We start from the raw sequence: 25817 nt of genomic DNA on the forward strand, positions 1-25817 counted from the left end.
TCACCACCTGTCCGTGGCCGGGAGCATCCGTCCACTGACAGGTGGTGATCTGCCGGTGCCGGCCGGGGACGATGTGAGAGTGCGCCGCGGCCGGACGGACGGACCGCCCGTCCGGCCGGTCACCGGGCGGCTCCGGCCGGGCGCCCCGGGCGGCCGGCGTCGGCCCGGTCACGGCGTGGCTCCGGTGAGGCCGAGGCCGGCCTCGTCCCCGCGCAGAATCATCCGGCACGTCTGCCGCAGCATCAGACTCGGCGGAACCCCCAGGTCGTCGGCCAGACGGCGGCGGGTGCGGTCGAACACGGCCAGGGCGTCGGCCTGTCGGCCGCCGCGGTACAGCGCACGCATCAGCATCGCGGCCACCTGCTCGTTCAGGGGGTGCTCCGCGGACAGGGCGAACAGCCCGGCGATCGCCTCGGAGTAGCGGCCCAGCCGCAGCTGCCACTCCGACCTCCGCCGTGCGACGGTGATCCTGCGCTCGGCGAGCCGCACCCGCTCCAGCTCGGCGAGCGGGCCGGGCACGCCGGCCAGGACCTCCCCGCGGAAGAGGTCCAGCGCCTGGGAACAGAGGCGGACCGCCTCGGCCGGGTCGCCCGCCCGATGGGCCGTCCCGGCGTCGGTGACCAGGCCCTCCATACGCGCCAGGTCCACTTCGGCCGCGCCGGCGACCAGACGGTAGCCACACCGGTCGTGCTCGATCACCGAGTCCGGGCTGTCCCCGATGCGCAGGGTCTTGCGCAGCCGGTAGATGTGGACCGGCACCACGTTCGTGACGGGCGCCTCCAACCCCCAGACCCCGTAGAGCAGTTCCTGCTGGCTGACCGTCCGCCCCCCGCGCAGCGCCAGCGCCGCCAGGACGGCCTGCTGGCGCAGGTGCCCCAGGTCCAGGGCGCGCCCGTCCTGCCATGCCCGCACCGGTCCGAGCACGGAGATCCGCACCCTCGGCCCGGCCGCCCGGCCGGTGGCGCTCCGCAAGACCGGGCTCACCACCTGCGTGCGGGGGCCGCAGCCCGGGGCGATCACTCCGCAGTCGAAGGCGTGCACGATGGCGGCGGCCCGGTCGCGCAGCCCGAGCTTCACCAGGATCCGCGCGAGGTGTCCGGCCACGGCGTCCTCGGGGATGGCGAGGACGGCGGCGATCTCGTCGTCCTTCAGGCCGCAGCCGACCGCGTGGAGCACCCTGCGCTCCTGGCGCCCGAGAACGGCGGCGCTCGGCCGGCTGGTGGTGGCGGTCGTCGGCATCGCTGCTCCCTGCACTCCGGGCCGGCCGGTCCGGCGGCCGTCGACAAGGTAGTAGCGGCCGTGCGGGGCGGGGAATCCGGAACGATCCGGAGGAGCGTGCGCGACGGTCCCCGGTGGACCGGCGCACGCGGGTGATCACCTCCTCGCCCCGGACAGGCCCGCCGGCTCCGGTCCGCCCCGGGGTTCCCGGCGGTGGTCAGGGGCAGTGGAGGAGGGTGGGGCGGTCCCTGGTGCGGACGGCCGGGAGCCAGGCCGTGATGGGGCCGGGGAGGTGGATGCGGTACCAGAGGGTGGAGGTGCGGTCCTCTTCGTCGATGACGGGGAGACCGGTGGGGAGTTGGCAGTCGGCGTCGAGGGTGTCGTCGTGCCAGACGCGCGTGGGGACGACGTTCTCGGCGGTGTAGGGGCGCAGGGGGTCGACGGCGAGGCCGAGGCTGCACTGCGGGTCGCGGTCGGTGCGGTCCTGGCACCCGCGTTCGGCGTTGAAGACCCGGATGCGGGCGGGGTGTGCGGCCGGGCCGGGGTTCGGCCAGAGAGCGGTGGCGGCGGCCGTGGCGCAGGTGGCGAGGGCGAGCAGGGCGGTGCGCGGTCGTGGGCCGCGGTGGCGGCGGCCGGGCCGGCGCGCGCGGATCCGGGCGAGCAGGCTTTCGGCGGTGTGCGGGGCGCGGGCGGCGTGGGTCGGGGCGAGGCAGTCGGCGACGAGGGCGCGCCAGAACAGGGGGACGTCGGGGGAGAGCCGCAGGGCCGCGCGGCCTTCGGCGTACTGCTGGGCGGCCGCGCTGCGAGCGGCGGGGGTGGCGCCGGGGAAGGGCGGGACACCGGCGGCGAACACCTCGTGGATCACGATGCCGAGCGCCCAGATGTCGGCGGTGGTACGGACCTTGACCCCGTGTTCGCCGAGCGGTTCCCTCCAGCGTTCCGGCGGGAGGTAGTCGGGGGTGCCCATGGGGGCGGAGTGGCCGTGGGTCCCGGTGAGTTCGATGGCGAGGCCGAAGTCGGAGAGGCGGACCTCGCCGTCCCGGCCGATGAGGACGTTCTCGGGTTTGAGGTCGGTGTGGGCCCAGCCGGAGCGGTGCAGGTGGGCCAGGCCCTCGCAGATGCCGGCGATGATCCGGCCGCCCTGGGCCTCGTCGACGCCGGTGCCGAGCAGGTCGCGCAGGGTGCACCGGGCGCGTTCCATGACCAGGACGATCGCGCCGTCGAGCGCGGGGTGGTCGGGGGCGGCCAGGGCGAGGGTGTCGAGCAGGCGGACCAGCCGGGGGTGCGGGGCGGTGCGGGCCAACTCGGCTTCGCGGCGGGCGGCTTCGGCGACCTGGCGGGCCTGGCGGGGGGCGAGTCCGGCGGTCGGCAGCACCTTGAGGGCGACCGTGCCGTTCACACCGCCTGCGCCGTCCGAGCCGTCCGGACCGGCGGTGTCCCCTGCCCGGCGGGCGGCATAGACGGTCGCCCAGCCGCCTTCGCCGATGGGCCCGGTGACGGTCCACTCGCCGACCCGGTGGCCGGGCGGCAGCAGTTCCTCGCCGTCCCCGCCGAAGGCCAGGTCGTGCACCATCGGCGCCCCTCCCTACCGTCCGGCCTCGGCGGCTTCGGGGCGCGGCAGGAGCGCGAGGTGCTCCTCGCGGACGATGCCGAACTTCAGGGCGAGCCCCACGACGGCCTCGCGTTTGCCGCTGCGGCGGTCCGCGCGGCCCGCGCCGTCGGGCATGTCGATGCGGAGCTTCTCGTCGGCGAGGTAGTCGAGGTGCGAGCTGACCGCGCGCGCGGTGAGCCGGGCGCAGGCGGGGTGGCCGCGCAGCCGCGCGACCACCTGGGGGGTGGTGGGCACGGCGGCGGGGGAGCGGTCGCGCAACCACGGTTCGCAGAGCGCCACCAGGACCAGGAAGTAGGTGGCGGTCTCGTCCAGCGAGTACGCCGTCATGGTGCGGCTCTCCCAGGAGCCGCCGCCGCGGGCGTGCGGGTCCAGGTAGACGTGGTCGGGCGCGAACACCTGGAAGGACAGCGGCGTCTCACGCCGCGAGGGCAGCACCACCCGGGCGAACTCGAACGGGATCGGCGCGCCGATCCGCCGCGGCGGCACCCGCAGGTACTCGCCGGCGCCCTCCGGGTTCTCCACGAGGTAGGCGTGGGTGTTGCTGAGGTTGCTCAACTGCCAGTGGTCGTCGGTCGCGTGGATCTCGCCGGCGAGCCGGGAGACCGTCTCGTCGCCGATCCGGAGCTCCACCGGCGTGCCGGCGGAGCCGCGGCCGAAGCGCGCCCGCTCTCCCGGACCGAGCCGCAAGGTCACCGCGTCGTCGCCGTTCCCCTCCGGCAGGTGGACGAGAATCCCGCTCACCGTTCCTCCGTCCCGCGCACCGCTCCCCGTTTCGCCTGCTGACCGTTGCCAGACGGACGAACGTTACCTCTTTGCGCATGACGATAAACCGTATGGTGGCGCAGGCCACTTGACGGGGAATCGGGGGAGCGGGTGGACGGCCGTCAGGGCATCGGCGCCCCCGAGCGCAGCGGCGCCACCGGGCGGTCGCCGAAGGCGGCCCACGGCCGCCAGCCGCCGCCGGGCCGCTCCTGGACGCGGGTGCGCAGCCGGCCGTCCTCGGCCACCGCGAAGACGTGCAGCCGTCCGGTGGGGTCGGCCGCGGCCGAGGGCGGCGCGGCGAGCAGCAGTCCCGGTTCGCCGAAGTCCTCGCCGAGCACGTCGTCCGGTGCCCAGGTTCCGCCGGGCGCCGACTGCCAGCGGTGGGCGAGCCGGTCGCCGCCGGGGGCGAGGGTGAGCGCCTCCAGCCGGCCGTCCGCGCCGGGGGCCGCCAGCGGTGAGGCGGTGGACCAGCCCAGCAGCGGGCGCCAGTCGTCCCAGCCCCCGCTGGGCACCGACTGGCGGCGGTGGAAGGCCGCCGTGCCGGACGGGGCGATCGCGGTGACGTTCAGCCGCCCGGTGCCGTCGCGGGCCACCCGCGGCGCGGCGCCGGCCGGCGTGCCGAAGCGCTCCCAGTCCGACCAGGCGCCGCTCACCGCGGTCTGCCAGGCGTGCGAGACGCCGTTCGCGCCGGCGGCGAACACCTCCAGCCGGCCGTCCGCCGAACGCGCGGACACCACCCGGCCGGACTGCGCCGGGTACACCAGCGGGGCGGGGTGGGGGCCGGTTCCCGGAGTGCAGGGCATGGTGATGCCGCGCTCCGCGAGGTAGGGGATCGGGTCGGTGCGCACGGTCGCGTCCGGGTCGGCCCAGACCCGCAGGTGCAGGTGCGGTCCGCTGGAGGTGCCCTCGCTGCCCATCTGCGCGATCAGTTGACCGGCCGTCACATGGTCGCCGGTGGCCACGTCCCGCTCGCGCATGTGCCCGTACTCGGTGATGGTCCCGTCCGCTTGCAGGATGCGGATCCACTGGCCGTAGCCCTGCGCCGGGCCGGAGACCAGCACCTCGCCGTCACCGACCGCGTAGATCGGGGAGCCGTAGTCGTTGGCGATGTCGATGGCCGTTGTGCTCCGGGGTGTAGCCCTGGGAGATGTAACCGGCGGCCGGGCAGGACGCCGTGAAGCCGGCGGCCGCGGCGGGGCCGGACGGCACGGTGACCGGCAGCAGCAGGGTGAGCGCGGCCAGGGCCAGGCGCGAGGCGCGGCGGGCGGCGCGGCGGGAGGAGGAGGGGAACACCGGGGCGCCCCTCACGCCGTGCGCAGGCGGTCGATGACGTCGTCGACGTCGAGCCGCATCATGGCGGGCCGCTTGAGGATGTTCCTACGGGTGGGGTGGTGCGCGGTCAACGTGACCTCCTGAGGGGCGCGTGACGGCGGCCGGTCCGGACCGCCGGGTGTCGGGCGGTTGGGACGGTAGCCACACGGCGCGCGGCGCAGAACCCGGAACCATACGGACTGACAGGAGCGGGCCGGCCACCGAGACTGTTGTCCTTCGGGGCGGGGCTGCCCGGGCCACCGGCCGGGGGCGAGGCGGCCGCATCGAGCACCTGGCTGAGAGCACCCGGCTGAACACCGACTCCACTGCCTCCGACACCTGTTGCTCCACCCTCGCGGCTGCGGCTGCGGCTGCGGCTGCGGCTGTTCGCGGGTCCGTCGGGCTGGGCGCGCAGCCGCGGGCGGTGGGGCGGGGAAGCGGTGGGGGTCAGTCGGTGACGAGTTCGGCGGGGCGACGGGGGGTGGTGGGAGTACCGGCCACGTCGTGGAGGAGGGAGAGCAGGAGTTCCTCGTAGGTGGAGAGGGGGCGGGCGAGGGTCCAGTTGGCGGTGACGGTGCGGGGGGTCGGGCCGGGGCAGGCGCGGAGTTCGGCGAGGACGCCGTGGAGGAGCTCGAAGCGGACGGAGCGTCGAGGGACCAGGCTGACGCCGAGGCCGATGCGGACGGCTTCCCGGATGCTCTCCATTCCCCACAGGTCGAGGGTGCGCGCGCCGACGAGGTCCCAGGTGTGCAGGAGCTCCAGCAGCTGTCGTCGGGTCTGGGAACCCGGTTCGAGGAGGAGGAAGGACTCGGTGGACAGCTCGGCCGGCGTGACCTCCTGCCCGGCCAGCGGGTGGTCCGACGCGCAGATCAGCACCATGTCGTCGCTGGCGAGCTGCTCCGACTCGTAGCGACCCGGGGGTAGCGGGCCGTCGGCCACGCCGACGCCGATCCGGCCCTGTTCGAGCGCGTCGGCCAGGCAGTCGGGGCCGTTGACGACCACGGTGAACAGCCCGTCGGGTTCGCGGCGTCGCAGCTCCCGCATCACCGCCGGCAGCAGGTAGTCGCCGACCGTGCTCGTGCTGCCGACCACCAGGCGCTCGATCGGCCATCGCGCGGCCGCCTGGACCGCGCCGACGGCGTGGTTGGCCAGCGCCAGCATCTCCTTGGTCTGGGCGAGCAGGACCCGGCCTGCCGGGGTGGGACGGATCTTCGGTCCCGAGCGGTCGACCAGGACGGTTCGCAGGGACGACTCCAGGTTCTGCACCTGTTTGGAGACCGAGGACTGGCTCAGGAACAGCACCTGGGCCGCCGCGGAGAACCCACCACATTCGATGACCTTCGCGAAGATCGCCAGTTGGTTCAGGTTGAGTCGCATAAGGCCCCGATCGCGTGGATGTGGTGCAGGGCATTTCGGGCCTGAGGGCCGTGGGACAGGCTGCCGCAGTTCCTGTCATGCCCTGGTGGGGGCCACAGCCTACAAGTAGCCGGGAGAATACCTGTTCGGTCGGGACAATCGCGGGGGGCCGGACCGGCGTTCGTCGATTCCGGGGCGCAGTGCGGCGCTCCGTGATCCAGCGGTGATCTCCGCTGACCGGAGTCAATCGGGTTGCGACCGCGGTGAAGTGATGGTGTGTCAGGCATGCTCGAAAAGGGGCGGCGGTGCCCGGCCGGGTGCAACTGTGGGGGATTCGTGCGGCCGATGTGGTGTCAAGTGCTGTTCTCCGTGCTGCCTTCGGGCCATTGGTGTGTGCACTTGCGGCCCTTGTGGCGTGCGCTTCCGGCGGTGAGTGCGGGGTGTCGGGTGCTGCACGGAAGATAACGGATCGATAACGCGGCGGGACGAAACCTTCGGCGGCCCATCTCTAAACGTGTCCGGCCCGGTTGGGGCCGAGGGCTTTCGAGAGAGAGGGGTGCCGCCATGCGGGAAGCATGCTCCGGCAGCAGGTCGCCGGTGCCGACTCCGTACGAACTCTTCGTGCTGGAAAGGGTCGCGGGCGCAGCGGCGGCCACCGGGGCGCCGCGCGTCGGGCCGCGTTCCGCCCGGGCCGTCCGGGTCGGCGGGCTCCCGGGAGGTTCCGGCGGCGGGAGTCTCGGCGTCGTGGGAAAGGGGGCGCGGTGAGTGATCTCGCCCTGCCGGGGGCCGTCGGCCGCCGGGAACCGGTGCAACACCGGCTCGCCGGTCACGGCGACACGGTGAGCCACGGCGATGCGGTGAACCGTGGAGGCGCCGCCGGTCGCGACGGCACGGCGGGTCGGAACGGTGGGAAGGGCCGCAACGGCGCGACGGCCCGCGACGGCACGGCGGCCCGCGACGGCACGGCGGGACGGCCCGGCACCGGCCAGGGCCTCCACGGCGGCCGGGTGCGGCGCGGCGAGCCGGCCACGGTCCAAGCGGTGGCGCTGTATTCGTTGCCGGGGGCGCCGCCGCCGGGCCTCTCCGGAACGGAGGTCGCCGCCGGCACCAAGGGAACCCTGTCCCACCTGCTGATTCCCGACCCGCTGCCGGGCATGCCCCGGGTGCTCGCCCTCTGGCTGGAGGGCCGGACCGCGGTGGTGGGGCCGGTGGTGCCGGTCGAGGACGCGGTGGTGTCGCTCGGCTGGGCCCGCAAGCTGCTGACGATGGTGCCGCAGGGAGCCTCCGGCGGGATCCACTTCGTCGAGGACAACCTGGCGACGCTCATGCTGTTCCAGGACCCGCTGCTGGCGGGCCACCTCTCGGCCAAGTGGCTCGGACGCCTGGCCGGTATGACACCGCAGCAGCGGGAGTGGACGGAGGAGACGCTGCTCGCCTGGCTGGAGGGCGGCGGCACGCTCCCGGCCGCCCGCCTGCTCCGCATCCACCCGCAGGCCGTCCGGAACCGGCTGCGCAACCTGGAGAAGATCTTCGGCAGCGGTCTGCGCGACCCCCGGGCCAGGTTCGAGCTCCTGCTCGCGTTGAAGATCCAGGTCATGGCGTCCGAGTACGCGCGCCTTCGCCGAAGAGCCGGGATGCTGTCCCTGCTGCAGACGTCCGGACCCCAGCGGGACGTCCGGACGAAGGGGCGCTGAAGCCCGCCCGCCGGCGCCGGCCGATCCCGCGCCGGCAACGCACGACACCCGGGGCGCCCGCCACCGGAACCGTCCTCGCCCTCACGGGGGCGGATCGCACCCGCTGGTGATGCGGCCGGCGACGCCGTCCGTGGTCCCGTCCCGTCGGTGATCCCGCTCCCGGTCCCACTCAGGGCGGCGCCGGGCGTCCGGAGCCGGGCCGTCCCCTCGTGGCAGCCGTCCCCGCGCTGCCGCGTCGTCCCCTCGTGGCAGCCGTCCCCGCGCTGCCGCGTCGTCCCCTCGTGGCAGCCGTCCCCGCGCTGCCGCGTCGTCCCCTCGTGGCAGCCGTCCCCGCGCTGCCGCGTCATCCCCTCGTCGGCCGCGCCGTTCGTGGACCGTTGCGCGTGGGTCATCACCGCGCGGACCACCGAGGCCCATCCGGACCGGTTCCCGTGGGTTCCGCGCGGCCCTGATCCTCCGGGTGCAAGGGAGGAAGAGCCCCATGTCATCGTTGAGGAAGAAGCGCCCAGCGGGAACGGCCGCGGCCGCCTACGGACTCCCCCTGGTGAGCCGCCTTCCGAGGTCGTTCGCCACCGTCCTGATCATCGTCGCGATGATCCTCACCGCGACGGCGCTGGTGTACCCGGTGGCGAAGTCGGCCGGTGCCTACCGCAGCGCCCCGGTGAGCGACGACCAAGGAGTCGCGCAGACACCCACCGGGCCGCTCACCGCCGTCGACCGTGACTTCGTCAAGCGGGTGCGGCTGGCCGGGCTGTGGGAGATCCCGGCAGGCCGGATGGCCCTCGCGAAGAGCACCAGCCCCGAGGTCAAGGTGGCCGGCCAGCACCTGGTCCAGGGTCACACCGACCTCGACAAGGCGGTGTTGACCGCCGCCCGGACCCTGGACCTGAACGTCCCCAGCGAGCCGTCGGCACAGCAGCAGGGCTGGCTCAAGCAGCTGGACGCCGCGGAGGGCGGAGAGTTCGAGGAACTCTTCGCGAACATCCTGCGCAGCGCCCACGGGCAGGTGTTCGCGGTCGTGGCCCAGGTGCGCGCCGGCACCCAGAACTCCACGATCCGCGACCTGGCGAACACGGCCAACAACACGGTGCTCGACCACATGAACGTCCTGGAGGACACCCGGCTCGTCGATTTCGACAAGCTCACCCCGCTGCCGACCGGTTCGGGCGCGCCGTCCGCGAGCCGCCCTCCGGCGCCCGCCGGACCGACCCGCTAGACGACCACCCGGAGGAAGGCTGTCCGCGGCCTGCCCGGCAGGCCTGATCACGTCCGAGGAGTGTGACGAACATGAAGTCCCGTAAACGTGGTGCGTCGAGGAGAAGGGCCGGTGCCCTGCTGTTGGCGGGGATCCTGGGTACCGGCGCGGTGGGGACGGTCGCGGCGGTGGCCTTCGCCGGCCAGCGGCCCTGGAGCGAGCCGTCGGCGGCGTCCCCGCAGGTCGGTACCGTCGCCTGCGCCGACGCCGGGGTGGCCCTGAACGACGTGCCGGAAGCGTCCCAGGACGCGGTGGACAAGAACCTCGCCGAGCTCGACGTCCAGGTGGCGGACGCGTACAACCGGCTGTCCGCGCCCGGCTCGGGCGACACCGAGGACCGCGTGCTGGGCGACCTCGCCGACAAGCGCGCGGAGACCCTGAAGAAGCTGTCGGGCAGCGCGGGCCCGGACGCCGGCCTGCCCCAGGACCTCTCGGGGATGGCGAGGTGCGTGATCAGGCACGATCTGGTGGTCGAGGACTCGGCCGAGGGGTACAGCGCGGACGGTGAGGGCGGGACCGTCGCCCAGACCAGGGCGGCCGCGCAGACGAAGTCCCTCCCCAAGCGCGGGTTCGTCGACATCCGCAGCGTCTCCCCGAACGTCCCGGCGCCCGTCCGGAAGGGGCCGGCCACCGGCTCCTTCACGTCCCGGTGCGGGCGCAACGAGAACCGCCACCTCAACCCCGACAACGTGATCGTCGCCCCTGGCGTGAGCAACGGGGCGCACCACATGCACGACTACGTGGGGAACGTGGCCACGGACGCGTTCTCGTCCAACGCCAAGCTCGCCGCCGCGGGCACCACCTGCTCGAACGGGGACCAGTCGGCGTACTACTGGCCCGTCCTGCGGGTCTTCGACGGCACCAACGAGAAGGACGCCAAGGCCCCCGGCGGCGGCCGGGACCGGAACGTGGGACGGATCCTCATCCCGGCCGAGGCGGACATCACGTACACCTCCGGCACCGGGAACCCCGTCCAGCCGATGGCCCGGTTCCTGCGCATCATCACCGGTGACGCCAAGGCCTTCACCAACGGGCCCGCGAACGTCCGGGCGTCGTGGAGCTGCACCGGGTTCGAGAACCGCCAGGTCGTCGACAAGTACCCGATCTGCCCGCAGGGGAGCAGGGTCGTCCGGACGCTGAAGTTCCCGGACTGCTGGGACGGCAGGAACATCGACAGCGCCAACCACCGGACCCACACCGCCTTCTCCGACGCTTCGGGTGCGTGCCCGAAGAACTTCAAGGCGATCCCCCAACTGGTCGAGCGCGTCGCCTACGACGTGCCGGCCGGGGTCCGGTACGCCGTCGACAGCTTCCCCGAGCAGCTGCACAACCCGATCACCGACCACGGTGACTTCATCAACAACATGAACAAGGGCCTGCTGGACCAGATGGCCGGTTGCATCAACCAGGGGCGTCGCTGCGGGTGACCCGCCCCTCCGGGGCGCACCGCCCTGCGGGCCGGACCTCCTGGGGTCGGCTCCCGGAGAGCAACGAGCAGGCCCGGCCCGGGGCGGGGGAGCGAACGCGGTCCCCGCGCCGCCGGCGCCGGGATCCCGACATCGGATTCGACAGCAGGTTCAGGACGAGGCCGGAGGGCTCAGCAATGGTGAGAGGGCAGAGGCGGCGGTCACGGCGGTTCGGCCCGGTGCCACGGGGCGCCGAGCGGGCCGGCCGGGCGCGCGCGGCGGCCGAGGGCGACCAGCCCGCGGAGGGCGGTCGAAGGCGGCCGAGCCCGTGGTCGCTCCTGCCGCCGCTGGCGGCGGGCCTGGGCGTGACGGCCATCGTGGTCGACCCCAGACTGCAGTCGTACCTGACGTACGCCGTCGGGGTGCTCGCACTCGTCTCGTTCACCTCCGCGGTCCTGTGGGGGCTGGCGGCGACCGACCGGCTGATCCTGAGGCCGGTCCACCGGCTGGTCGCGCAGACCGTCCACCGTGCGATGGGCGTCGCCGGCGTCGTCTTCCTGGCCCTGCACGTCTGGATGAAGCTGATCGTGGGACAGATCGGCGGGCTCGCGGCCCTCGTGCCGTTCGCCGACCCGGCCCGACCGCTGGTCCTCGGACTGGGGACCGTCGCCGGCTACCTGTTCCCCGCGGTGGCGCTCGCCGGGGCGGCCCGCGGGAGGCTCGCCCGCTCGGGTGACGCGCGCCGGTGGAGGGTCATCCACCTCTGCTCGTACCCGGCGTGGGGCGCGGGCCTGGTCCACGGGCTGCAATCGGGCCGGCTCGCGCCCTCCTGGGTGGTGCTGCTGTACGGCGTGGCCGTCGTGGGTGTGATCGTCGCGCTCACGCTCAGGCTGGTCCTCCAGGACCGTTCCGGCCCGCGCCAGGCCCCCGTCCGGCCCCGTCCGCCGGAGGCCGGCGACCCCGGCGTCACCGTCCCGCGGGTGTCGGTGGCCACGGCCCCCGAGACCGCCGTCCCGCGCGTTCCGGTGGCCATGGGGCAGGCCATGGCTGCCGGGCCGGGCCTGGCCGGCATCGGACTCGGACGTCGGTGGCAGGACGGGTGAGCGGCTTCCCCCCACCCGTCATCTGGTTCGGACGGCCGGTCCTGTTCGCCGGCCTGGAGAGCCTGGAGCGGGTCGACTACCGATCCCACCTCGTGGTCCACGGCCAGCTGCCGGCGCTGCGTGCCGAGGAGTTGGCCGAGCTGGCCGAGAACGTGGACCTGCGCGGCCGGGGAGGCGCCGGATTCCCCTTCGCCCGGAAGCTCAGGGCGGTCGGCAAGGCGGTGGCCCGGCGCCGCACCAGGCCGGTCGTGGTCGTCAACGGAACGGAAGGAGAACCGAGTTGCCTGAAGGACACCACGCTGCTCCTGCGTACCCCGCACCTCGTGGTGGACGGTGCGCTGATCGCGGCCGCCGCGATCGGCGCGGAACAGGTGGCGATCGGCGTCACGCGGACCGACACCGAGGAGTCGCTGCGCCGGGCGCTGGACGAACGACGGTCGGTGAAGCCGCCGGTGACGGTGGTGCGGCTGCCCGAACGGTTCGTCACGGGCGAGGGGAGCGCCCTCGCCCGTGGCATCACCAACGGGATCGCCCTGCCCCGGGGAGGCGGCGTGCGCACCAGCGACAGCGGTGTCGGGGGAGCCCCCACGCTGCTGTCCAACGCCGAGACGTACGCCCAGCTCGCCGTGGCGGCCCGGTGGGGTGCGCTGCCCTACCGGGAGATCGGCACCCCCGAGGAACCCGGCACGGTGCTGCTCACGATCGCCGGCTCGACCGTGGTGGAGACCCCCACCGGAGTGCCGCTCGAGGCCGTCCTGGCGGCGTGCGGCCTGGACGTCGGACAGGGGGTCCTGGTCGGCGGCTACCACGGGAAATGGCTCACCCCCGAGGCCGCCCGCTCGGCCGTGGTGTCCCGCCAGTCCTTCCAGCGCCTCGGAGGAGCGCTGGGCGCCGGGGCCGTCCTGCCGCTGCCGGAGACGACCTGTCCGCTGTGGGAGGTCGTCAGGATCTCCCGCTGGATGGCGGACGAGACGGCCGGCCAGTGCGGGCCCTGCTACCTGGGGCTCCCCGACCTGACCGCGTCCCTCGAGGACCTGGTGCGCGGCGGTGGCCGGCGCGCACTGGACCGGGTCCAGGCCGGGATGCGCGCGGTCACCGGGCGGGGTGCGTGCAGCCACCCCGACGCCGCCGCCCGTTTCGTGGCCTCGTCCCTGGCCGTGTTCGACGGCGACCTGGCTGCGCACTCCTACCAGGGAGGGTGCGGGCGGCCGTCGCAGGGCGTCCTGCCGCTGCCGGAGGTGGAGAGCGCCGGCACCATCGTGGTCGACTGGACGCTCTGCGAGGCCCACGGCCTGTGCACCGGCGTCCTGCCCGACGTCATCCGGCTGGGGGCGGACGGGTTCCCCGCCGCGGGCGTGATGCCCGTACCCGCGAGGCTGCTCTCCCAGGCGGCGCGAGCCGTCGACCGTTGTCCCGCCCTCGCGCTGCGGATCCAGTGAGGCCGGTGCGGCTCCTGGCGCTGCCGCCCCCTCCCGAGCGCGGTCCGTGCGGCCCGGGGCGCTCGTCGGGGCGGCGGGCCGATCGAGAGATTCCGGAGGGCCATCGACCCTGAAACCCACGTCCCGTGTCCGCGGACCGGCGTTCGACGCCGGAGCGGACCACCGGGGACGCGCACATCCACGGAAGGCCGGATTCCACCGATGGAAAGGCAAGAAACATGTTGACGAAGCGATACGGACTGGCCGGGCTCTGCCTGCTGCTGGTCGGGCTCGTGGTGATGGCCCTGTGGGGCAACATGAGCAGCAGCGCCAAGACGCCGTCCGGGTCGGGCCAGCTGGTGGGCGCGCAGGACGCCGCGCCGGCCGGCGGCGGATCCTACGGCTCGTACGACTCCTACGGCGGTGGCGGCGCATCGCCGTCCGCCGGCGGCCGGCCCGGCGGGGCGTCGGCGGGCGGGGGCCAGACCGGGGGCGCGCTGACCGTGCGCAACGACGCCGCGCTCGGCACGGTGGTCACCGACGGCCAGGGCCTCACCCTCTACCGGTTCGACAAGGACACCGCCAAGCCCCCGATGTCCAACTGCAACGACGGCTGTGCCAAGACCTGGCCGCCGGTCGCGAAGGAGGGCACGACCGCAGGGAGCGGGATCGAGGCCGGCGCGATCGGCGAGGTCACGCGGGCCGACGGATCGAAGCAGCTGACGCTGGGCGGCTGGCCGGTCTACCGCTACGCGCAGGACACCGCGCCCGGCGACACCAAGGGCCAGGGCGTCGGCGGCACCTGGTTCGCCGTGGCGCCCGACGGCAAGAAGGCGGCCGCCGCGGCCGCCGGTGCGTCGGCCTACCCGTCGGAGACGCCGACCGGCGCGGCGCCGAAGCCCCAGCCGGCGCAGCCCGCCCCGGGCGGGGCCCAGGTCTCGGTGACCTCCAACCCGCAGCTCGGTTCGATCGTGGTGGACGCGAGCGGCATGACGCTGTACCAGTACGCCAAGGACCCGTCCTGGCCGATGCGTTCGCTCTGCGAGGGCCAGTGCGCGATGACCTGGAAGCCGGCGCCCGCCGTCGACCCGAGCCAGGTCAAGGGCGTCGACCCGAAGCTGATCGGCAGGATGCAGCGCGCCGACGGGACGTGGCAGCTGTCCGTCAACTGCAAGCCCGTCTACACCTACGCGGGCGACAACGCCCCCGGTGATGCCAATGGGAACGGCAAGGACAACCTATGGTCGGCCGTCAACCCCGCCGGGAAGCCGGTGACCGGCAAGTGACCGCCGGGGACTCCACCGTGGCGGCCGTCCGGCCGCGGAGGACCGTCCGTCGCACCCTCCAGTGGCTCGCGCTGACCGTCCTGCTCGTCCTGGGTGTCGTCGAACTGGTCGGCGGTCCAGGAGGGTTGCTAGCCCCTCCGCGGGCGTCGGCCGACGCCGCGCGGGCCTCGGTGGAGGACCTGGCCCGGCGGATCGGCTGTTCGGCCGACATCACCGCCGACACCACCGACCTCCGCCAGGGGCTGTGCACCCTGGGCGACGACGAGGTCTGGATCGCCACCTTCCCGACCTCCGGGGCCCAGACGGCCTGGACGTCGGAGGCCGAGGCGTACGGAGGGTCGTACCTGGTGGGTGACCGGTGGGTGGTCGTCCTGTCCGACACCACGGCGGACCTCGTGCACGCGAAGCTCGGCGGGGTGATGACGGGCGGCGCCGACCACGCCGGTCACGGCAACCATGCTGGCGACCATGCCGATGGCACCGGCCACGATCGGTCCGGGGCCGGCTGACCCCGGTGAGCGTCTGACCGATCGCGCGGTGGCGACGCCACGGAGACTCCCGAGGGCCCGGGCCCTCGGGAGTCTCCGTGGCGTCGCCACCGCGGTCGCGTTTCGGGCGTCCCCGCCCGGGCCGGCGCCGCCGCCGCGGGGTGCGGGCGGCTCCGGTAGGGCACCATCGGATCCGCCGCGCCCGCGGAACGCCCGGAGAACCCCAGCAGCGGCGCCCGGGAGGGCAGTTGCCGCTCCGCGGGCCCCCGCTGCCGTCCCGGGCGCCGGCCACGTCACGCTGCACGGCGTGAGTGTCCGCGTCTGTCGCGTGGACGACGGCGAGCCGAACACGCCCGCGCGAAGCGCCTCCGGCGGTGTGACGGGTACCGGTGGCGGGCGCGGGCGAGGTGCCGCTCGTCCGCCACGGTGTCATCGGTGGTGCCGCGCTACCGATTCGGAACATACCAAACCCGAATCGGCATTTCTGTTACTCCCTCGGCGCCGGACGTGAGCCCGGGACCGACGGGACCAGTGGGTCTGCGCAGACGCGGGCCGCCGGGCGACCCGGCGCCCGCGCCCACCGCCCGACGGGCGCCGCCCGCTATTCGGTTTGGGAATGGGCGGGCGGGTGGCGGGCACGGAGACGATTGCCCGAACCGCCGTCCGGCTGGTGTGCTGTGGACCACCCTCCACCGCCTCCCGACGGCACGGCAGCCGTCCGTCACCGGTGTCGTCCGCCCCGGGCAGGCCGAGGGCACCGACAGACGTCACGGCCCCGCGACCGGGCGCCCCCGCGCCCCGTCCACCCAAGAGCCCCCAGGCGCGGCGCCGCGCCTGCCCCGCCTCGCCGACAACCGAGCAACGCCCCATCCCCCGGCCCCGTGCAGCCGCCGTACCCCTGTTCGCGCGACCTGCCCGTCACGGGGCAACCAGACCTGAGGAGGCCACAGTGACCGTGCGTTCCGAGGACTACGGACCGGGTCTGAGCACCTTGAGCGACGTCGAGCTCTCCGCGGTCCTTCCCGCCGCGACCGCCACCGACACCTCCCGGGTCGGAGCAGTGATGGCCGAGGTCTTCACCCGCCACCACGGCGCGGTGCTGGCCTACGCACGCGGCTACTGCCGTGACCCGCAGACCGCACAGGACCTCGCCGCCGAGGCCTATGCCCGTACGTACATGTCGGTGGCCCGTGGCCACGGACCGCGCCACGCCTGGCGTCCGTACCTGATGGCCTGTGTCCGTCGCACCGCGATGGAGTGGAGCAGGCAGTTCACCCGTCGCGTGCTGCTGCCGGAGGACTTCGAGACCTGGGCCGAACACCTCGCCGGGGACGCGGAGACCGAGGCCGCGCTGCTCGCCACCGAGGAGAGCGCCCTGGTCACCAAGGCCTACCGCTCCCTTCCCGAGCGGTGGCAGGCGCTCCTCTGGCTCACCGTCGTGGAGGGCGAGTCGGCGGCCGCCGTCGCGGAACGGATGGGGATGACACCGAGCGGCGTGCGCTCGCTCGCCGCGCGGGCCCGCGAGGGACTGCGCGAGGCCTACCTGCGCGAGGACGTGGACGAGGCGGTCGAGCCGGCGTGCCGCTACTTCACCGCCCGGATGGCCGAGGCCATCCGGCGCCCCGGCCGGCGGCGCGGCCCCGAACCGACCCGGCACCTGGAGAACTGCGAGGGCTGCGTCCGGGCGGCGGGGGAGGCCGTGCGCGCCGGCCACCGCGCGGGGGCGGCGGTGTCGACGGTCCCGGGCCCCGCGGCCGCGCGGCGGATCACCAGCTGCTGATCTGCACGGTGTCCCCGTAGTCGCCGCCGGTGCGGACGGAGATCTGGACGCGGGCGGACCAGTCGGTGAAGCTCTGGCCCGGGCGGTGGGCGGCCAGGTCGAGCGGGCTGCATCCCGGCGGCGGCGTGGCGCCCGGGTTGCCGTTGATCACCCGGACCGGGCCGTCGCCGGTCCGGACGGAGGTGTCGACGTGGTAGATCAGCACGCCGGTCGAACAGGGGTCCGGGTCGGTGTAGGCGGCCCGGCGGGACTCGACGACGTACGCGGTGGTGGCACTGGTGCGGATCACCCCGATCTTGGTGCCGCCGACGTACTCCACCGCCGTGAGATCGACGGTGGTCCAGCCGGTGCCGGGGAGGCAGGTGATCTGGTTGTCGTCGATCCAGCCCAGCTTCCACAGCTCCCAGCCCAGGTACTGCGGTGCCCGGCCGCCGATCTTGCCCATCAGGTCCCAGCCGCCGACGTGGGCGTGCTGGTCGGTGCCGGTGAAGGCGTAGAGGTCGGGCAGGCCGAAGGTGTGGCCGGTCTCGTGGTCGGCGATCTTCGGTCCCCAGTACCACATGTCCTGACCGAAGGTCACCGCCCACTTGATGCGGGTGCCGCCCGCGGTCACACCTGCGGTGGCGGGGTCGTAGACATAGGTGGGCGTGAAGCTGATCGCCGAGGCGGACTTCGGCGGGACGACGTACACCAGGTCGTACCGCGAGAAGTCGGTGTACGGCGTGGCGGCCCGGACGGCGTCCCGCACGTACGCCTCGTGCTGCTCGAAGCCGATGCCGCGCTGGAAGCCGTACGAGGTGGAGGGCTGCGGCATGCGCAGCCAGCGGTCCAGCGGGCTGATGGCCAGCCAGGCGCGGCCGTAGGAGGCCTGCCACATCCAGTCGGCGGCGGGGGTGAGTTGGGCGGTGTAGGGCTGGGTGGGGCCGTCGGCGGGGGCGTCGGGGAAGTCGACGAAGAGCGCGAGCACGCGCTTGGTGCCGAGCGGCTGCTGGAAGCGGACGCGGTCGGTGCCGTGGCCCTCGTCGGTCCAGCCGGTGGTTCCGGCCAGTGCGCAGGACGAGGCCGGTGCCGTGGCCGCGGCGGCGGCGCGACCGGTCGGGGCGACGAGAAGGACCAGCGCGCCGAGTGCGGTCAGTACGGCGGCGAGCGGCCGGGCGAGTCGGGTGGCGTGCACGGGGATGCCTCCTGGGGGAGAGGTCGGTGGGGGCGGGGTCGCGCCGGTGGCCGCCCGGCCGTGGGGTTGCCCGGCGGCCACCGGCGCGAGTCCGTGGGGTGGTGCGGGGGCGCCTACGCCTTGCCGACCGTGATGGTGTCGGTCTGCGGGCCCCGTTGCCGCACCTCGATCCGGACGCCGGTGCCGGGGTCGGTGAAGGACTGGCCGGGCTGGAGGGCGGCCATGTCGAGCGGTGTGCAGCCCTCGGGCGGGGTGGCGGCGGGGTTGCCGTTGACCACCCGGATCGGGCCGTAGCCGGTCTGGACCGAGGTGTCGACGTGGTAGACCAGCACGCCGGACGAGCACGCGGACGCGTCGCCGCCGAGCGCGCGGCGGGACTCGGCGACGTACGCGGTGGTCTCGCCGGTACGGATCACCGCGATCTTGGTGCCGCCGGGGCGTTCGATCGCCCGCAGCTGGACGGTACGGCTGCCGGTGGTGGGCAGGCAGGCGACCTGGCGGTCGTCGATCCACCCCAACTTCCAACGTTCCCAGCCGAGATGCTGCGGCGCCGGGCCCGAGATGAGCCCCATCACGTCCCAGCCGCCGACGTAGCGGTGGGCGTCGGTGCCGTCGAAGGCGTACAGGTCGGGCAGGCCGAAGGTGTGCGAGGTCTCGTGGGCGGCGACCTTGGGGCCCCAGCGGTACATGTCCTGGCCGAGGGTGACCGCCCATTTGATCCGCGTGCCGCCCGCCACGATGCCGGGGGTGGCCGGGTCGTACAGGTAGGTGGGCGAGAAGGTGATGGCGGAGGCCGATCTGGTCGGGACGATGTAGAGCAGGTCGTACCGGGAGAAGTCGACGTCCGGGCCGGCGGCCTCGACGGCCTGGCGCACGTACGCCTCGTGCTGTTCGAAGCTGATGCCGCGCTGGAAGCCGTAGGAGCCGGAGTCCTGCGGCAGGTGGAGCCAGCGGTTGAGCGGGGTGATGGCGAGCCGGGTGCGGCCGTCGGAGTCCTGCCTCATCCAGTCGGCGGCCGGGGCGAGTCGGTGGTAGTAGTCGGCGAGTTCGCCGGTGGCCGGTGCGTCGGGGAAGTCGACGAAGAGCATCAGGACGCGTTTGGTGCCCAGCGGCTGCAGGAACTGGGTGGCGTCGGTGCCGTGGCCCTCGTCGGTCCAGCCGGTCCGGCCGGGCAGGGCGCAGGCGGCGGCGGGAGCGGTGGGGTCGGATGCGCTGGGGCCGGATGCGCTGGCGCCGGACGCGCCGGCGGAGGGGGACGCGGCGGCGACCAGCGGGAGGGTCAGTGCCAGGGCACCGGCGAGCAGGCGGGGGTTCAACACGGTTCTCCCATCGGGGGTTTGCTCAGGCCCGGCCGGAGGCCAGGTCCATCAGACGGGCGAGGACCCGCCCTCCGGAGGCGGTGACACCGTCGTGCTCCCACTCGTTGGTGACCCAGACGCGCAGGCCGCCGACCGCGCGGGCGGTGCGCAGGGACAGGCCGGCGTCCACGTACATGTCGTCGTGGTAGACGGCGGCGGCCACCGGGACCGGGTTGTCGGCGAGCCGGGCCGGGTCGTACAGCTCGGGCCAGTCGGTGCGTGCGGCGAGCAGGTCGGCGGCCTCGGCGAACGGGCGCAGGCCGGAGATCTCCCGGAACATCCAGGGGTAGATCATCTCGCCGGTGAGCATGAGCGGGTCGGCGTCCTCGGCGAACGCGGGGTGGGCGGCCAGGGCGCGTTCGGCGGCCCAGCCGGTGGCGGTACCGCCGCGGCCGTAGATGGACTCCTGGAGGACGGCGAAGAGCGGGTTGTCGGTGAAGGAGGTCAGCTGCATGACCTGCTGGAGGAAGGTCGCGGTGGGTGCGCCGTCGGCGCCGAGGGCCTCGTCGAGCAGCCAGTGCAGGCGGGCGGAGCCGTCGCCCATGCCGAGCATGAGGCCGAGGGTGCGCAGGCGGCGCACGGTGAGCCGGTCGCCGTCCGGGAGGTGGACCGGGTGGCGGTCGAGCAGGTCGGCGAGGTGCCGGAGCAGCGCGCGGTCGCCGGGGTGGCGGAGGTGGTGGGAGGTGACCCGCTCGCGGACCCGGGGATAGGTGGCGGCGTACACGTCGTCGGCGGTGGTGTCGAGGCCCGGCAGGCCGCCCGTGATGTAGCAGGCGCGCAGGCCCGCCGGCGCGAAGGAGAGGTAGCTGAGAGTGACGAAGCCGCCGTAGCTCTGGCCGAGCGTCTCCCACGGTTCGTCGCCGCAGAGTTGACGTCTGATCAGTTCTGCGTCGGCGACGATCGAGTCGGCCCGGTGCAGTGCCAGGTGGTCGGCCAGGCGGCGGGCCGGGCCGAGGCCGGCCGCCGCGCGGGCGGTGACGGGGGTCGAGCGGCCGGTGCCACGCTGGTCGAGCAGCAGTACCCGGTGGGTCTTGAGGGCGTGGTCGAGCCACCCGCCGGTGTTCACCGGGCGCGGTGACTTCCCTCCCGGCCCGCCCTGGAGGTAGAGCAGCCAGGGCAGTTGGTCCGGGGCGCGGACCGGGTCGGCGAGCTCCCGGGCGAAGACCTCGATGGTTGCGCCGCCCGGGTCGGCGTGGTCGAGCGGGACGGTGAAGACGTGGTCGGTCACCGCGAGCCCGGGCAGGCGGTGTCTGGTCAGGATCACTGTGGCAACTCCGGGTGGTGGCAGGCGACTTCGTGGCCCGGTGCGATCTCCCGCAGGGCGGGTCGTTCGGCGGTGCAGCGGTCGTCGGCTTTCGGGCAGCGGGTGCGGAACCGGCAGCCGCTGGGCGGGTTCAGCGGGCTGGGCAGGTCGCCGCGCAGCGTGATCCGCTCGCGGCCGCGTTCGGCGTCCGGGTCGGGCAGGGGCACGGCGGAGAGCAGGGCTTGGGTGTAGGGGTGGGCCGGGGCGGCGAACAGGGTGTCGCGGTCGGTGGTCTCGACGACGGCGCCGAGGTACATCACGGCGATGCGGGTGCTGATCTGCCGTACGGCGCCGAGGTCGTGGGCGATGAAGAGGTAGGCGAGGCCGAACTCGTCCTGGAGGTCCTTGAGCAGGTTGAGGATCTGGGCCTGCACCGAGACGTCGAGGGCGGAGACCGGCTCGTCGCACACCACCAGCTTTGGCCGAAGCGCCAACGCGCGGGCGATGCCGATGCGTTGGGCCTGGCCGCCGGAGAACTCGTGCGGGTGCCGGTCGGCGTGCTCGGGCTTGAGGCCGACCCGCTCCAGCAACCGTTCCACCGGCTCGTCGGGCTCCAGTCCCTGGTAGGCGAAGGGCGAGGCGAGGATCCGGCGGACGGTCTGCCGGGGGTTGAGCGAGGAGAACGGGTCCTGGAAGACCATCTGGAGCTCACGGCGGATGGGGCGCAGGCCGGCCTCGTCCAGGTCGGCGAGGTCCCGGCCGGCGAAGCGGACGGTTCCGGAGGTCGGCGCCTCCAGGCGGGTGAGCAGGCGGGCCACGGTGGACTTGCCGCAGCCGGACTCGCCGACCAGGCCGAGGGTCTCGCCCGGATCCACCCGCAGCGAGACGCCGTCCACGGCGGTGACGTGTCCGGCCAGGCGCCGGGTGAGTCCGTGGCGGACCGGGAAGCGCTTGACGAGGTCGCGGGTTTCGAGAAGCGCTGTCATGCCGTCTCCGAAAGGGTGGGCAGCCGGTGGGGCAGCGGCCCGTCGATGCGGGGCACGCAGGCGAGCAGGCCGCGGGTGTACGGCTGTTGCGGGCGGTGGAAGACGTCGTGGACGGTGCCGCGCTCGACCGCGCGGCCGTCGTGCATCACGACGACCCGGTCGGCGAGCCCGGCGACCACGCCCATGTCGTGGGTGATCAGCATGATGGCGGTACCGGCCTCCTGCCGGAGCTCGCGCAGCAGGTCGAGGATCTGGGCCTGGACGGTGACGTCGAGCGCGGTGGTCGGCTCGTCGGCGATCAGCAGGTCCGGCTCCAGGCACAGCGCCATCGCGATCATCACCCGCTGGCGCATCCCGCCGGAGAACTCGTGCGGGTAGGAGCGGGCGCGCCGTTCGGGCTCGGGGATGCCGACCCGTTCCAGCATCCGGACGGCGACCCGGTGGGCCGCCTTCCGTCCGGCCCGGTGGTGGGCCCGGTAGGCCTCGGCGATCTGGAAGGCCACCGGGTAGTACGGGTTGAGGCAGGACAGCGGGTCCTGGAAGACCATGGCGATCCGGTTGCCGCGCAGGCGGCGCAGGGAACGCTGGTCCATTCCCGTCAACTCGCGCCCGTCGAAGCGGATCTCGCCGCCGACCCGGGCATCGCGGGGCAGCAGCCCCAGCATGGCGAGGCTGGTGACGGACTTGCCGCTGCCGGACTCCCCGACCACGCCCAGCACCTGCCCGGCCTCGAGGTCGAGGTCGAGTCCGTCGACGGCCCGGACGCCGGAGGCGAAGTCGACCGTCAGGTTTCGCACGGTGAGGAGAGTCATCCGACGGCCCTCACTCTCGGGTCGAGCACGGCGTAGACGAGGTCGACCATCAGGTTGGCGAGCACCACGAAGCCGGCGGCGAACAGCGTCACGCCGAGGATCACCGGCTGGTCGGCGCCCGCGATGGCGTCGGCGGCGAGCTTGCCGACGCCGGGCAGGCCGAACACCGACTCGGTGATGAGCGCACCGCCGAGCAGGGCGCCGAGGTCCATGCCGAAGATCGTCACGATCGGCATCAGCGCGGGCCGCAGCGCGTGCCGGCGTACCACGGTGACCTCGGCCAGGCCCTTGGCGCGTGCGGTGCGGACGTAGTTCTGGCCGAGGCTCTCCAGCATCTCGCTGCGGGTGACGCGGGCGTACACGCCGGCGTAGAGCATGGCCAGGGTGATCCAGGGCATCACCATCGACTGCGCCCAGCCGGCCGGGTCCTCGGTGAGGGGGATGGCCGTCGGGTAGGGCAGCACGTTCAGCCGGACCACCAGCAGGTACTGGAGCACCAGCGCGGTGAAGTAGACCGGCAGCGAGACCCCGCCGAGGGCGGCCGTCATCGCGGCCCGGTCCCAGAGGCTGCCGCGCCGCAACGCGGACACCACGCCGGCCGTCACGCCGACGGCCAGCCACAGCAGGGCCGCGCCGACGGCGATCGAGATGCTGACGGGCAGCCGGCCGGTGAGCATCTCCCAGACCGGCTGGTTCGTCTGGAAGCTGAAACCCAGACAGGGGAACGGGCACTGGGCGGCCTGCGTGCCGGTGCCGTACGTGCGGCCGGAGACGATGCCGGCGAGGTAGTCCCCGAACTGGGCGAGCGGGGAGCGGTCCAGGCCGAGAGTGGCGCGGATCCCGGCGAGCCGTTCCGGGCTGCAGGCCTTGCCGCAGGCGCCCTGGGCCGGATCGGCGGGCATCAGGTAGAAGATCGCGAAGGTGACGGCGCAGATCACCAGCAGGACGAGTGCGGTGACGGCCAGTCTTCGCAGCAGGTAGAGGATCATCGTGGTTTGCTCCGGGGGTCGAGCGTGTCGCGCACGGCGTCGCCCAGCACGTTGAACGCGAGCACGGTGACGAACAGGAGGACGCCGGGGATGAGGAAGTAGGCCGGGTCGGCGGCGTACCAGGGCACGGCGGTGGCGATCATCTGCCCCCACGAGGGCGTCGGCGGTTGTACGCCCACGCCGAGGAAGGAGAGGCCGGCCTCGGTGGCGACGCAGGCCGGGATCGACATCGTCGCCACCACCAGCACCGGTCCGGTCAGGTTGGGCAGCACCTCGCGCAGCAGCAGGGTCCGCCGGGACGCGCCGAGCACCCGGGCCGCCGCCACGAACTCGCCACGGGCGAGCACCATCGCCTGCCCGCGCACGATCCGCCCGACGTACGGCCAGCCGAAGAACCCGAGCACCACGACCAGCAGCAGCCGGCGGTCGGCGCCGGGCGCGGCCGAGATCAGCGCGATCATGAAGATCAGGCTGGGGAAGGACATCAGCAGGTCCATCAGCCGGCCGATGACGGTGTCGGTCCAACCGCCGAGGAAGCCGGCGAGCAGGCCGAGCGCGGTGCCGAGGAGCAGGGACACGGTGGTGGCCAGGACGGCGATCAGCAGGGAGACCCGCGCGCCGTACACCACCCGGGCGAGTACGTCCCGGCCGTTGACGGGCTCCACGCCGAGCCAGTGCTCGGTGCTGATCCCGCCCGCGGATCCGCGTGGCAGTCCGCCGAGCGCCGGGTCCACCGCCTCGCCGTGGAACGCCGTCGGGGAGCTGCCGGCCAGCCAGGTGATCAGCGGGGCGGCGAGTGCGGTGAGCACCAGCAGGGCAACCGCGGTCAGCGCGAGCGCCGCCGAGCGCTGGGCCAACAGCCTGCGCAGGACGGTCACTTCCGCAATCCCAGCGAGACGAGGTCGAGCCGGCCGACGAAGGCGGTGTGCCCGTACGCGCCGGTCACGTTCGGCCCGACCAGTACGGCGGCCCGGTCCCAGAGGAACGGCACGACGGGGGCGTCCCGCATGATGCGCTTGGCGAGCTCGCCGTACGCGCTCCGTGCGGCGGCCGGGTCGCCCGCGGCCGCGATCTCGTCCAGCCGGGCGTCGACGTCGGGGGAGTCGTACTGGGCGCGGTTGTTATTGCCCTCGGGGGTGATCAGCCGGCCGTCGAACAGGATCGGCAGGTAGGTGGAGGCGCCCGGCCAGTCCGGCGTCCAGCCGTCGATCACCAGGTCGTGCTGCCGGGCGGGGCTGCCGACCGTGCTGTAGAAGGCCGAGGAGCTGATCTCGTTGATCTTCACGGTGATGCCGGCCCGGGCGAGCGAGGCCTGCACCGCCTCGCCCTGTGCCTTGCCGCCGGTGGTGGCCGGGGTGTCGAGGGTGAGCTCCAGGCCGGAGGCGTGACCGGCCTCGGCGAGCAGGGTCTTGGCCCTCTCCGGGTCGCCCTTGCCGTCCTTGCTCGGGTACGGGTCCTCGGGGGCCGCGTCGGGCAGGGTGGGGGGCAGCAGGGTGGTGGCGAGGTCGCCCGCGATCGGGCCGCCGCGGGTGGTGCGCAGGGCGTCCTTGTCGAGCGCGTACGCGATGGCCTGCCGCACCCGGACGTCGTCCAGCGGCCGGTGCCTGGTGTTGATGCCGAGGAAGCGGGTGTTGATGGACTCGCCGGTGACCAGGCGCTTCTTCAGCTGCGGGTCGTTCATCACCCGTCCGACCGAGGCCGGACCGATCGGCTCCATGGCGACGGCGTCGGCGTCCTCGCCCTGACCGGCGATCAGCCGCTGGTCGACCACGGCAGGGTCGAGGTTGAGGTCGACGACGACCTTGTCCGGCAGTCCCTTGCGGACGCTGTCGGTGGCCCGGTCCCACGCGGGGTTGCGGACCAGGGTGAGCCGCTTCTTGGGCTCGAAGCCGTCGATCCGGTAGGGGCCGGAGGAGAACGGGCGGTTGTCGTAGGCCACGCCGGTGTCCTTGTCCTGCGGCACCGGGGCGAACATCGGCAGTGACACGGCGGAACCGAAGTCGGCCACCGGACGGTTGAGCCGGAAGACGATGGTCCGCTCGTCCGGGGTCTCGATCGACGCGAGCCCGGCCGGGTCCTTGTACGGCCCCTTGTACGTCTCGCCGCCCGCCAGCCAGAGCCGCGCGTACGGCGGGCCCTCGGGCAGCTCGGCGGCGAAGGTGCGCTCCACGCCGTACTTGACGTCCTTGCTGGTGACGGGCCGGCCGTCCTCGAACTTCACGCCCTCCTTGAGGGTGAACGTCCAGGTCCGCGCGCCGTCGGTGGGGTGACCGGTGTCGGTGGCCAGGTCCGGGACGATCTGCCCGCCGGCCTGCCCGGGGGCGGGGGCGAACGTGGTGAGCGTCCGGTAGAGCAGCCGGCCCACGTCCTGGGTGGAGGTGACGTAGGCGCGGGCCGGGTCCAGGTGCTCCAGGTCGATGCTGGACAGGACGTGCAGGGTTCCGCCCGGCGCCGGGACGGCGTCCGCGGCCGCACCGCTGCCGTCCGGCCCGCCACAGGCGGCCGCCGACAGCAGTCCGAGGGCCGCGGTCAGGGCGCGTGCGGCTCTTCGTGTCCTCATTTGTCC

The 25817-nt window shown here is 73.9% G+C and carries 22 protein-coding genes; 8 read left to right on the forward strand and 14 right to left on the reverse strand.

Annotated elements, in window-relative coordinates; genetic code table 11:
• Window positions 1-168: 168 nt before the first annotated feature.
• From OG286_RS34045 to OG286_RS34070, 6 genes are all read right to left on the reverse strand, one after another.
• On the reverse strand, window positions 169-1239 hold the full coding sequence (locus tag OG286_RS34045; protein WP_405358864.1) for a BTAD domain-containing putative transcriptional regulator: 1071 nt from the start codon (window positions 1237-1239) through the stop codon (window positions 169-171).
• Window positions 1240-1435: 196 nt separating this feature from the next.
• Window positions 1436-2791, reverse strand: coding sequence for a serine/threonine-protein kinase (locus OG286_RS34050; protein ID WP_405365989.1), 1356 nt, complete (start codon window positions 2789-2791; stop codon window positions 1436-1438).
• A 12-nt stretch (window positions 2792-2803) separates the two neighbouring features.
• Entirely contained in the window at window positions 2804-3571 is a 768-nt protein-coding gene (locus OG286_RS34055) for a serine/threonine protein kinase (RefSeq protein WP_405358860.1), read from the reverse strand.
• Window positions 3572-3714: 143 nt separating this feature from the next.
• Window positions 3715-4707: a peptidoglycan DD-metalloendopeptidase family protein gene (locus OG286_RS34060; RefSeq protein ID WP_405366093.1), complete on the reverse strand. Its 993-nt coding sequence runs from the start codon at window positions 4705-4707 to the stop codon at window positions 3715-3717.
• Window positions 4661-4885 (reverse strand): hypothetical protein, encoded by a 225-nt coding sequence (locus tag OG286_RS34065; protein ID WP_405365990.1) that lies wholly within the window; start codon window positions 4883-4885, stop codon window positions 4661-4663. Before OG286_RS34065 ends, OG286_RS34060 begins: the two co-directional genes overlap by 47 nt.
• 465 nt (window positions 4886-5350) lie before the next feature.
• Entirely contained in the window at window positions 5351-6280 is a 930-nt protein-coding gene (locus OG286_RS34070) for a LysR family transcriptional regulator (RefSeq protein ID WP_396321166.1), read from the reverse strand.
• Between the two features lie 740 nt (window positions 6281-7020).
• Between OG286_RS34070 and OG286_RS34075 the strand changes: the two genes are divergently transcribed.
• The 8 genes from OG286_RS34075 to OG286_RS34110 all read left to right on the forward strand — a co-directional run bounded on the left by OG286_RS34075 (window position 7021) and on the right by OG286_RS34110 (window position 16689).
• On the forward strand, window positions 7021-7953 hold the full coding sequence (locus OG286_RS34075; protein ID WP_405358856.1) for a helix-turn-helix domain-containing protein: 933 nt from the start codon (window positions 7021-7023) through the stop codon (window positions 7951-7953).
• Window positions 7954-8434: 481 nt separating this feature from the next.
• Window positions 8435-9169 carry a DUF4142 domain-containing protein gene (locus OG286_RS34080; RefSeq protein ID WP_405365991.1) on the forward strand — a complete coding sequence of 245 codons (735 nt, stop codon included), beginning with the start codon at window positions 8435-8437 and terminating at the stop codon, window positions 9167-9169.
• A 71-nt stretch (window positions 9170-9240) separates the two neighbouring features.
• Window positions 9241-10635: a DUF1996 domain-containing protein gene (locus OG286_RS34085; protein WP_405365992.1), complete on the forward strand. Its 1395-nt coding sequence runs from the start codon at window positions 9241-9243 to the stop codon at window positions 10633-10635.
• 218 nt (window positions 10636-10853) lie between these two features.
• Window positions 10854-11717, forward strand: a complete 864-nt coding sequence (locus OG286_RS34090; protein WP_405358852.1) for a hypothetical protein — start codon at window positions 10854-10856, stop codon at window positions 11715-11717.
• Window positions 11714-13156 (forward strand): NADH-ubiquinone oxidoreductase-F iron-sulfur binding region domain-containing protein, encoded by a 1443-nt coding sequence (locus OG286_RS34095; RefSeq protein WP_396321171.1) that lies wholly within the window; start codon window positions 11714-11716, stop codon window positions 13154-13156. Before OG286_RS34090 ends, OG286_RS34095 begins: the two co-directional genes overlap by 4 nt.
• A gap of 218 nt (window positions 13157-13374) precedes the next feature.
• Window positions 13375-14421, forward strand: coding sequence for an SCO0930 family lipoprotein (locus OG286_RS34100; RefSeq protein ID WP_396321172.1), 1047 nt, complete (start codon window positions 13375-13377; stop codon window positions 14419-14421).
• Complete coding sequence (locus OG286_RS34105; protein ID WP_405358850.1) at window positions 14418-14930, forward strand: hypothetical protein; 513 nt, start codon at window positions 14418-14420, stop codon at window positions 14928-14930. Before OG286_RS34100 ends, OG286_RS34105 begins: the two co-directional genes overlap by 4 nt.
• A 928-nt stretch (window positions 14931-15858) precedes the next feature.
• Complete coding sequence (locus OG286_RS34110) at window positions 15859-16689, forward strand: RNA polymerase sigma factor (protein ID WP_396321174.1); 831 nt, start codon at window positions 15859-15861, stop codon at window positions 16687-16689.
• On the opposite strand, the gene OG286_RS34115 is transcribed toward OG286_RS34110, so the two are convergent.
• From OG286_RS34115 to OG286_RS34150, 8 genes are all read right to left on the reverse strand, one after another.
• A complete protein-coding gene (locus tag OG286_RS34115) occupies window positions 16676-17863 on the reverse strand; it encodes a M6 family metalloprotease domain-containing protein (protein WP_396321175.1) in 1188 nt (395 codons plus the stop codon). The two genes, OG286_RS34110 and OG286_RS34115, sit on opposite strands and share 14 nt — an antisense overlap.
• A 113-nt stretch (window positions 17864-17976) precedes the next feature.
• Window positions 17977-19182 carry a M6 family metalloprotease domain-containing protein gene (locus OG286_RS34120; protein WP_396321176.1) on the reverse strand — a complete coding sequence of 402 codons (1206 nt, stop codon included), beginning with the start codon at window positions 19180-19182 and terminating at the stop codon, window positions 17977-17979.
• Between the two features lie 22 nt (window positions 19183-19204).
• Window positions 19205-20479, reverse strand: a complete 1275-nt coding sequence (locus OG286_RS34125) for an alpha/beta fold hydrolase (protein ID WP_396321301.1) — start codon at window positions 20477-20479, stop codon at window positions 19205-19207.
• Between the two features lie 2 nt (window positions 20480-20481).
• Window positions 20482-21450 carry an ABC transporter ATP-binding protein gene (locus OG286_RS34130; RefSeq protein ID WP_396321177.1) on the reverse strand — a complete coding sequence of 323 codons (969 nt, stop codon included), beginning with the start codon at window positions 21448-21450 and terminating at the stop codon, window positions 20482-20484.
• Window positions 21447-22247: an ABC transporter ATP-binding protein gene (locus OG286_RS34135; RefSeq protein WP_396321178.1), complete on the reverse strand. Its 801-nt coding sequence runs from the start codon at window positions 22245-22247 to the stop codon at window positions 21447-21449. The genes OG286_RS34130 and OG286_RS34135 overlap by 4 nt, the downstream gene beginning before the upstream one ends.
• 11 nt (window positions 22248-22258) lie before the next feature.
• Window positions 22259-23251, reverse strand: coding sequence for an ABC transporter permease (locus tag OG286_RS34140; RefSeq protein ID WP_396321179.1), 993 nt, complete (start codon window positions 23249-23251; stop codon window positions 22259-22261).
• Window positions 23248-24129 (reverse strand): ABC transporter permease, encoded by an 882-nt coding sequence (locus OG286_RS34145; protein WP_396321180.1) that lies wholly within the window; start codon window positions 24127-24129, stop codon window positions 23248-23250. Before OG286_RS34145 ends, OG286_RS34140 begins: the two co-directional genes overlap by 4 nt.
• Window positions 24126-25811 (reverse strand): ABC transporter substrate-binding protein, encoded by a 1686-nt coding sequence (locus OG286_RS34150; protein WP_396321181.1) that lies wholly within the window; start codon window positions 25809-25811, stop codon window positions 24126-24128. Before OG286_RS34150 ends, OG286_RS34145 begins: the two co-directional genes overlap by 4 nt.
• Window positions 25812-25817 lie beyond the last annotated feature (6 nt).

The sequence above is a fragment of the Kitasatospora sp. NBC_00039 genome (assembly GCF_045160625.1).
Classification (GTDB): domain Bacteria; phylum Actinomycetota; class Actinomycetes; order Streptomycetales; family Streptomycetaceae; genus Kitasatospora.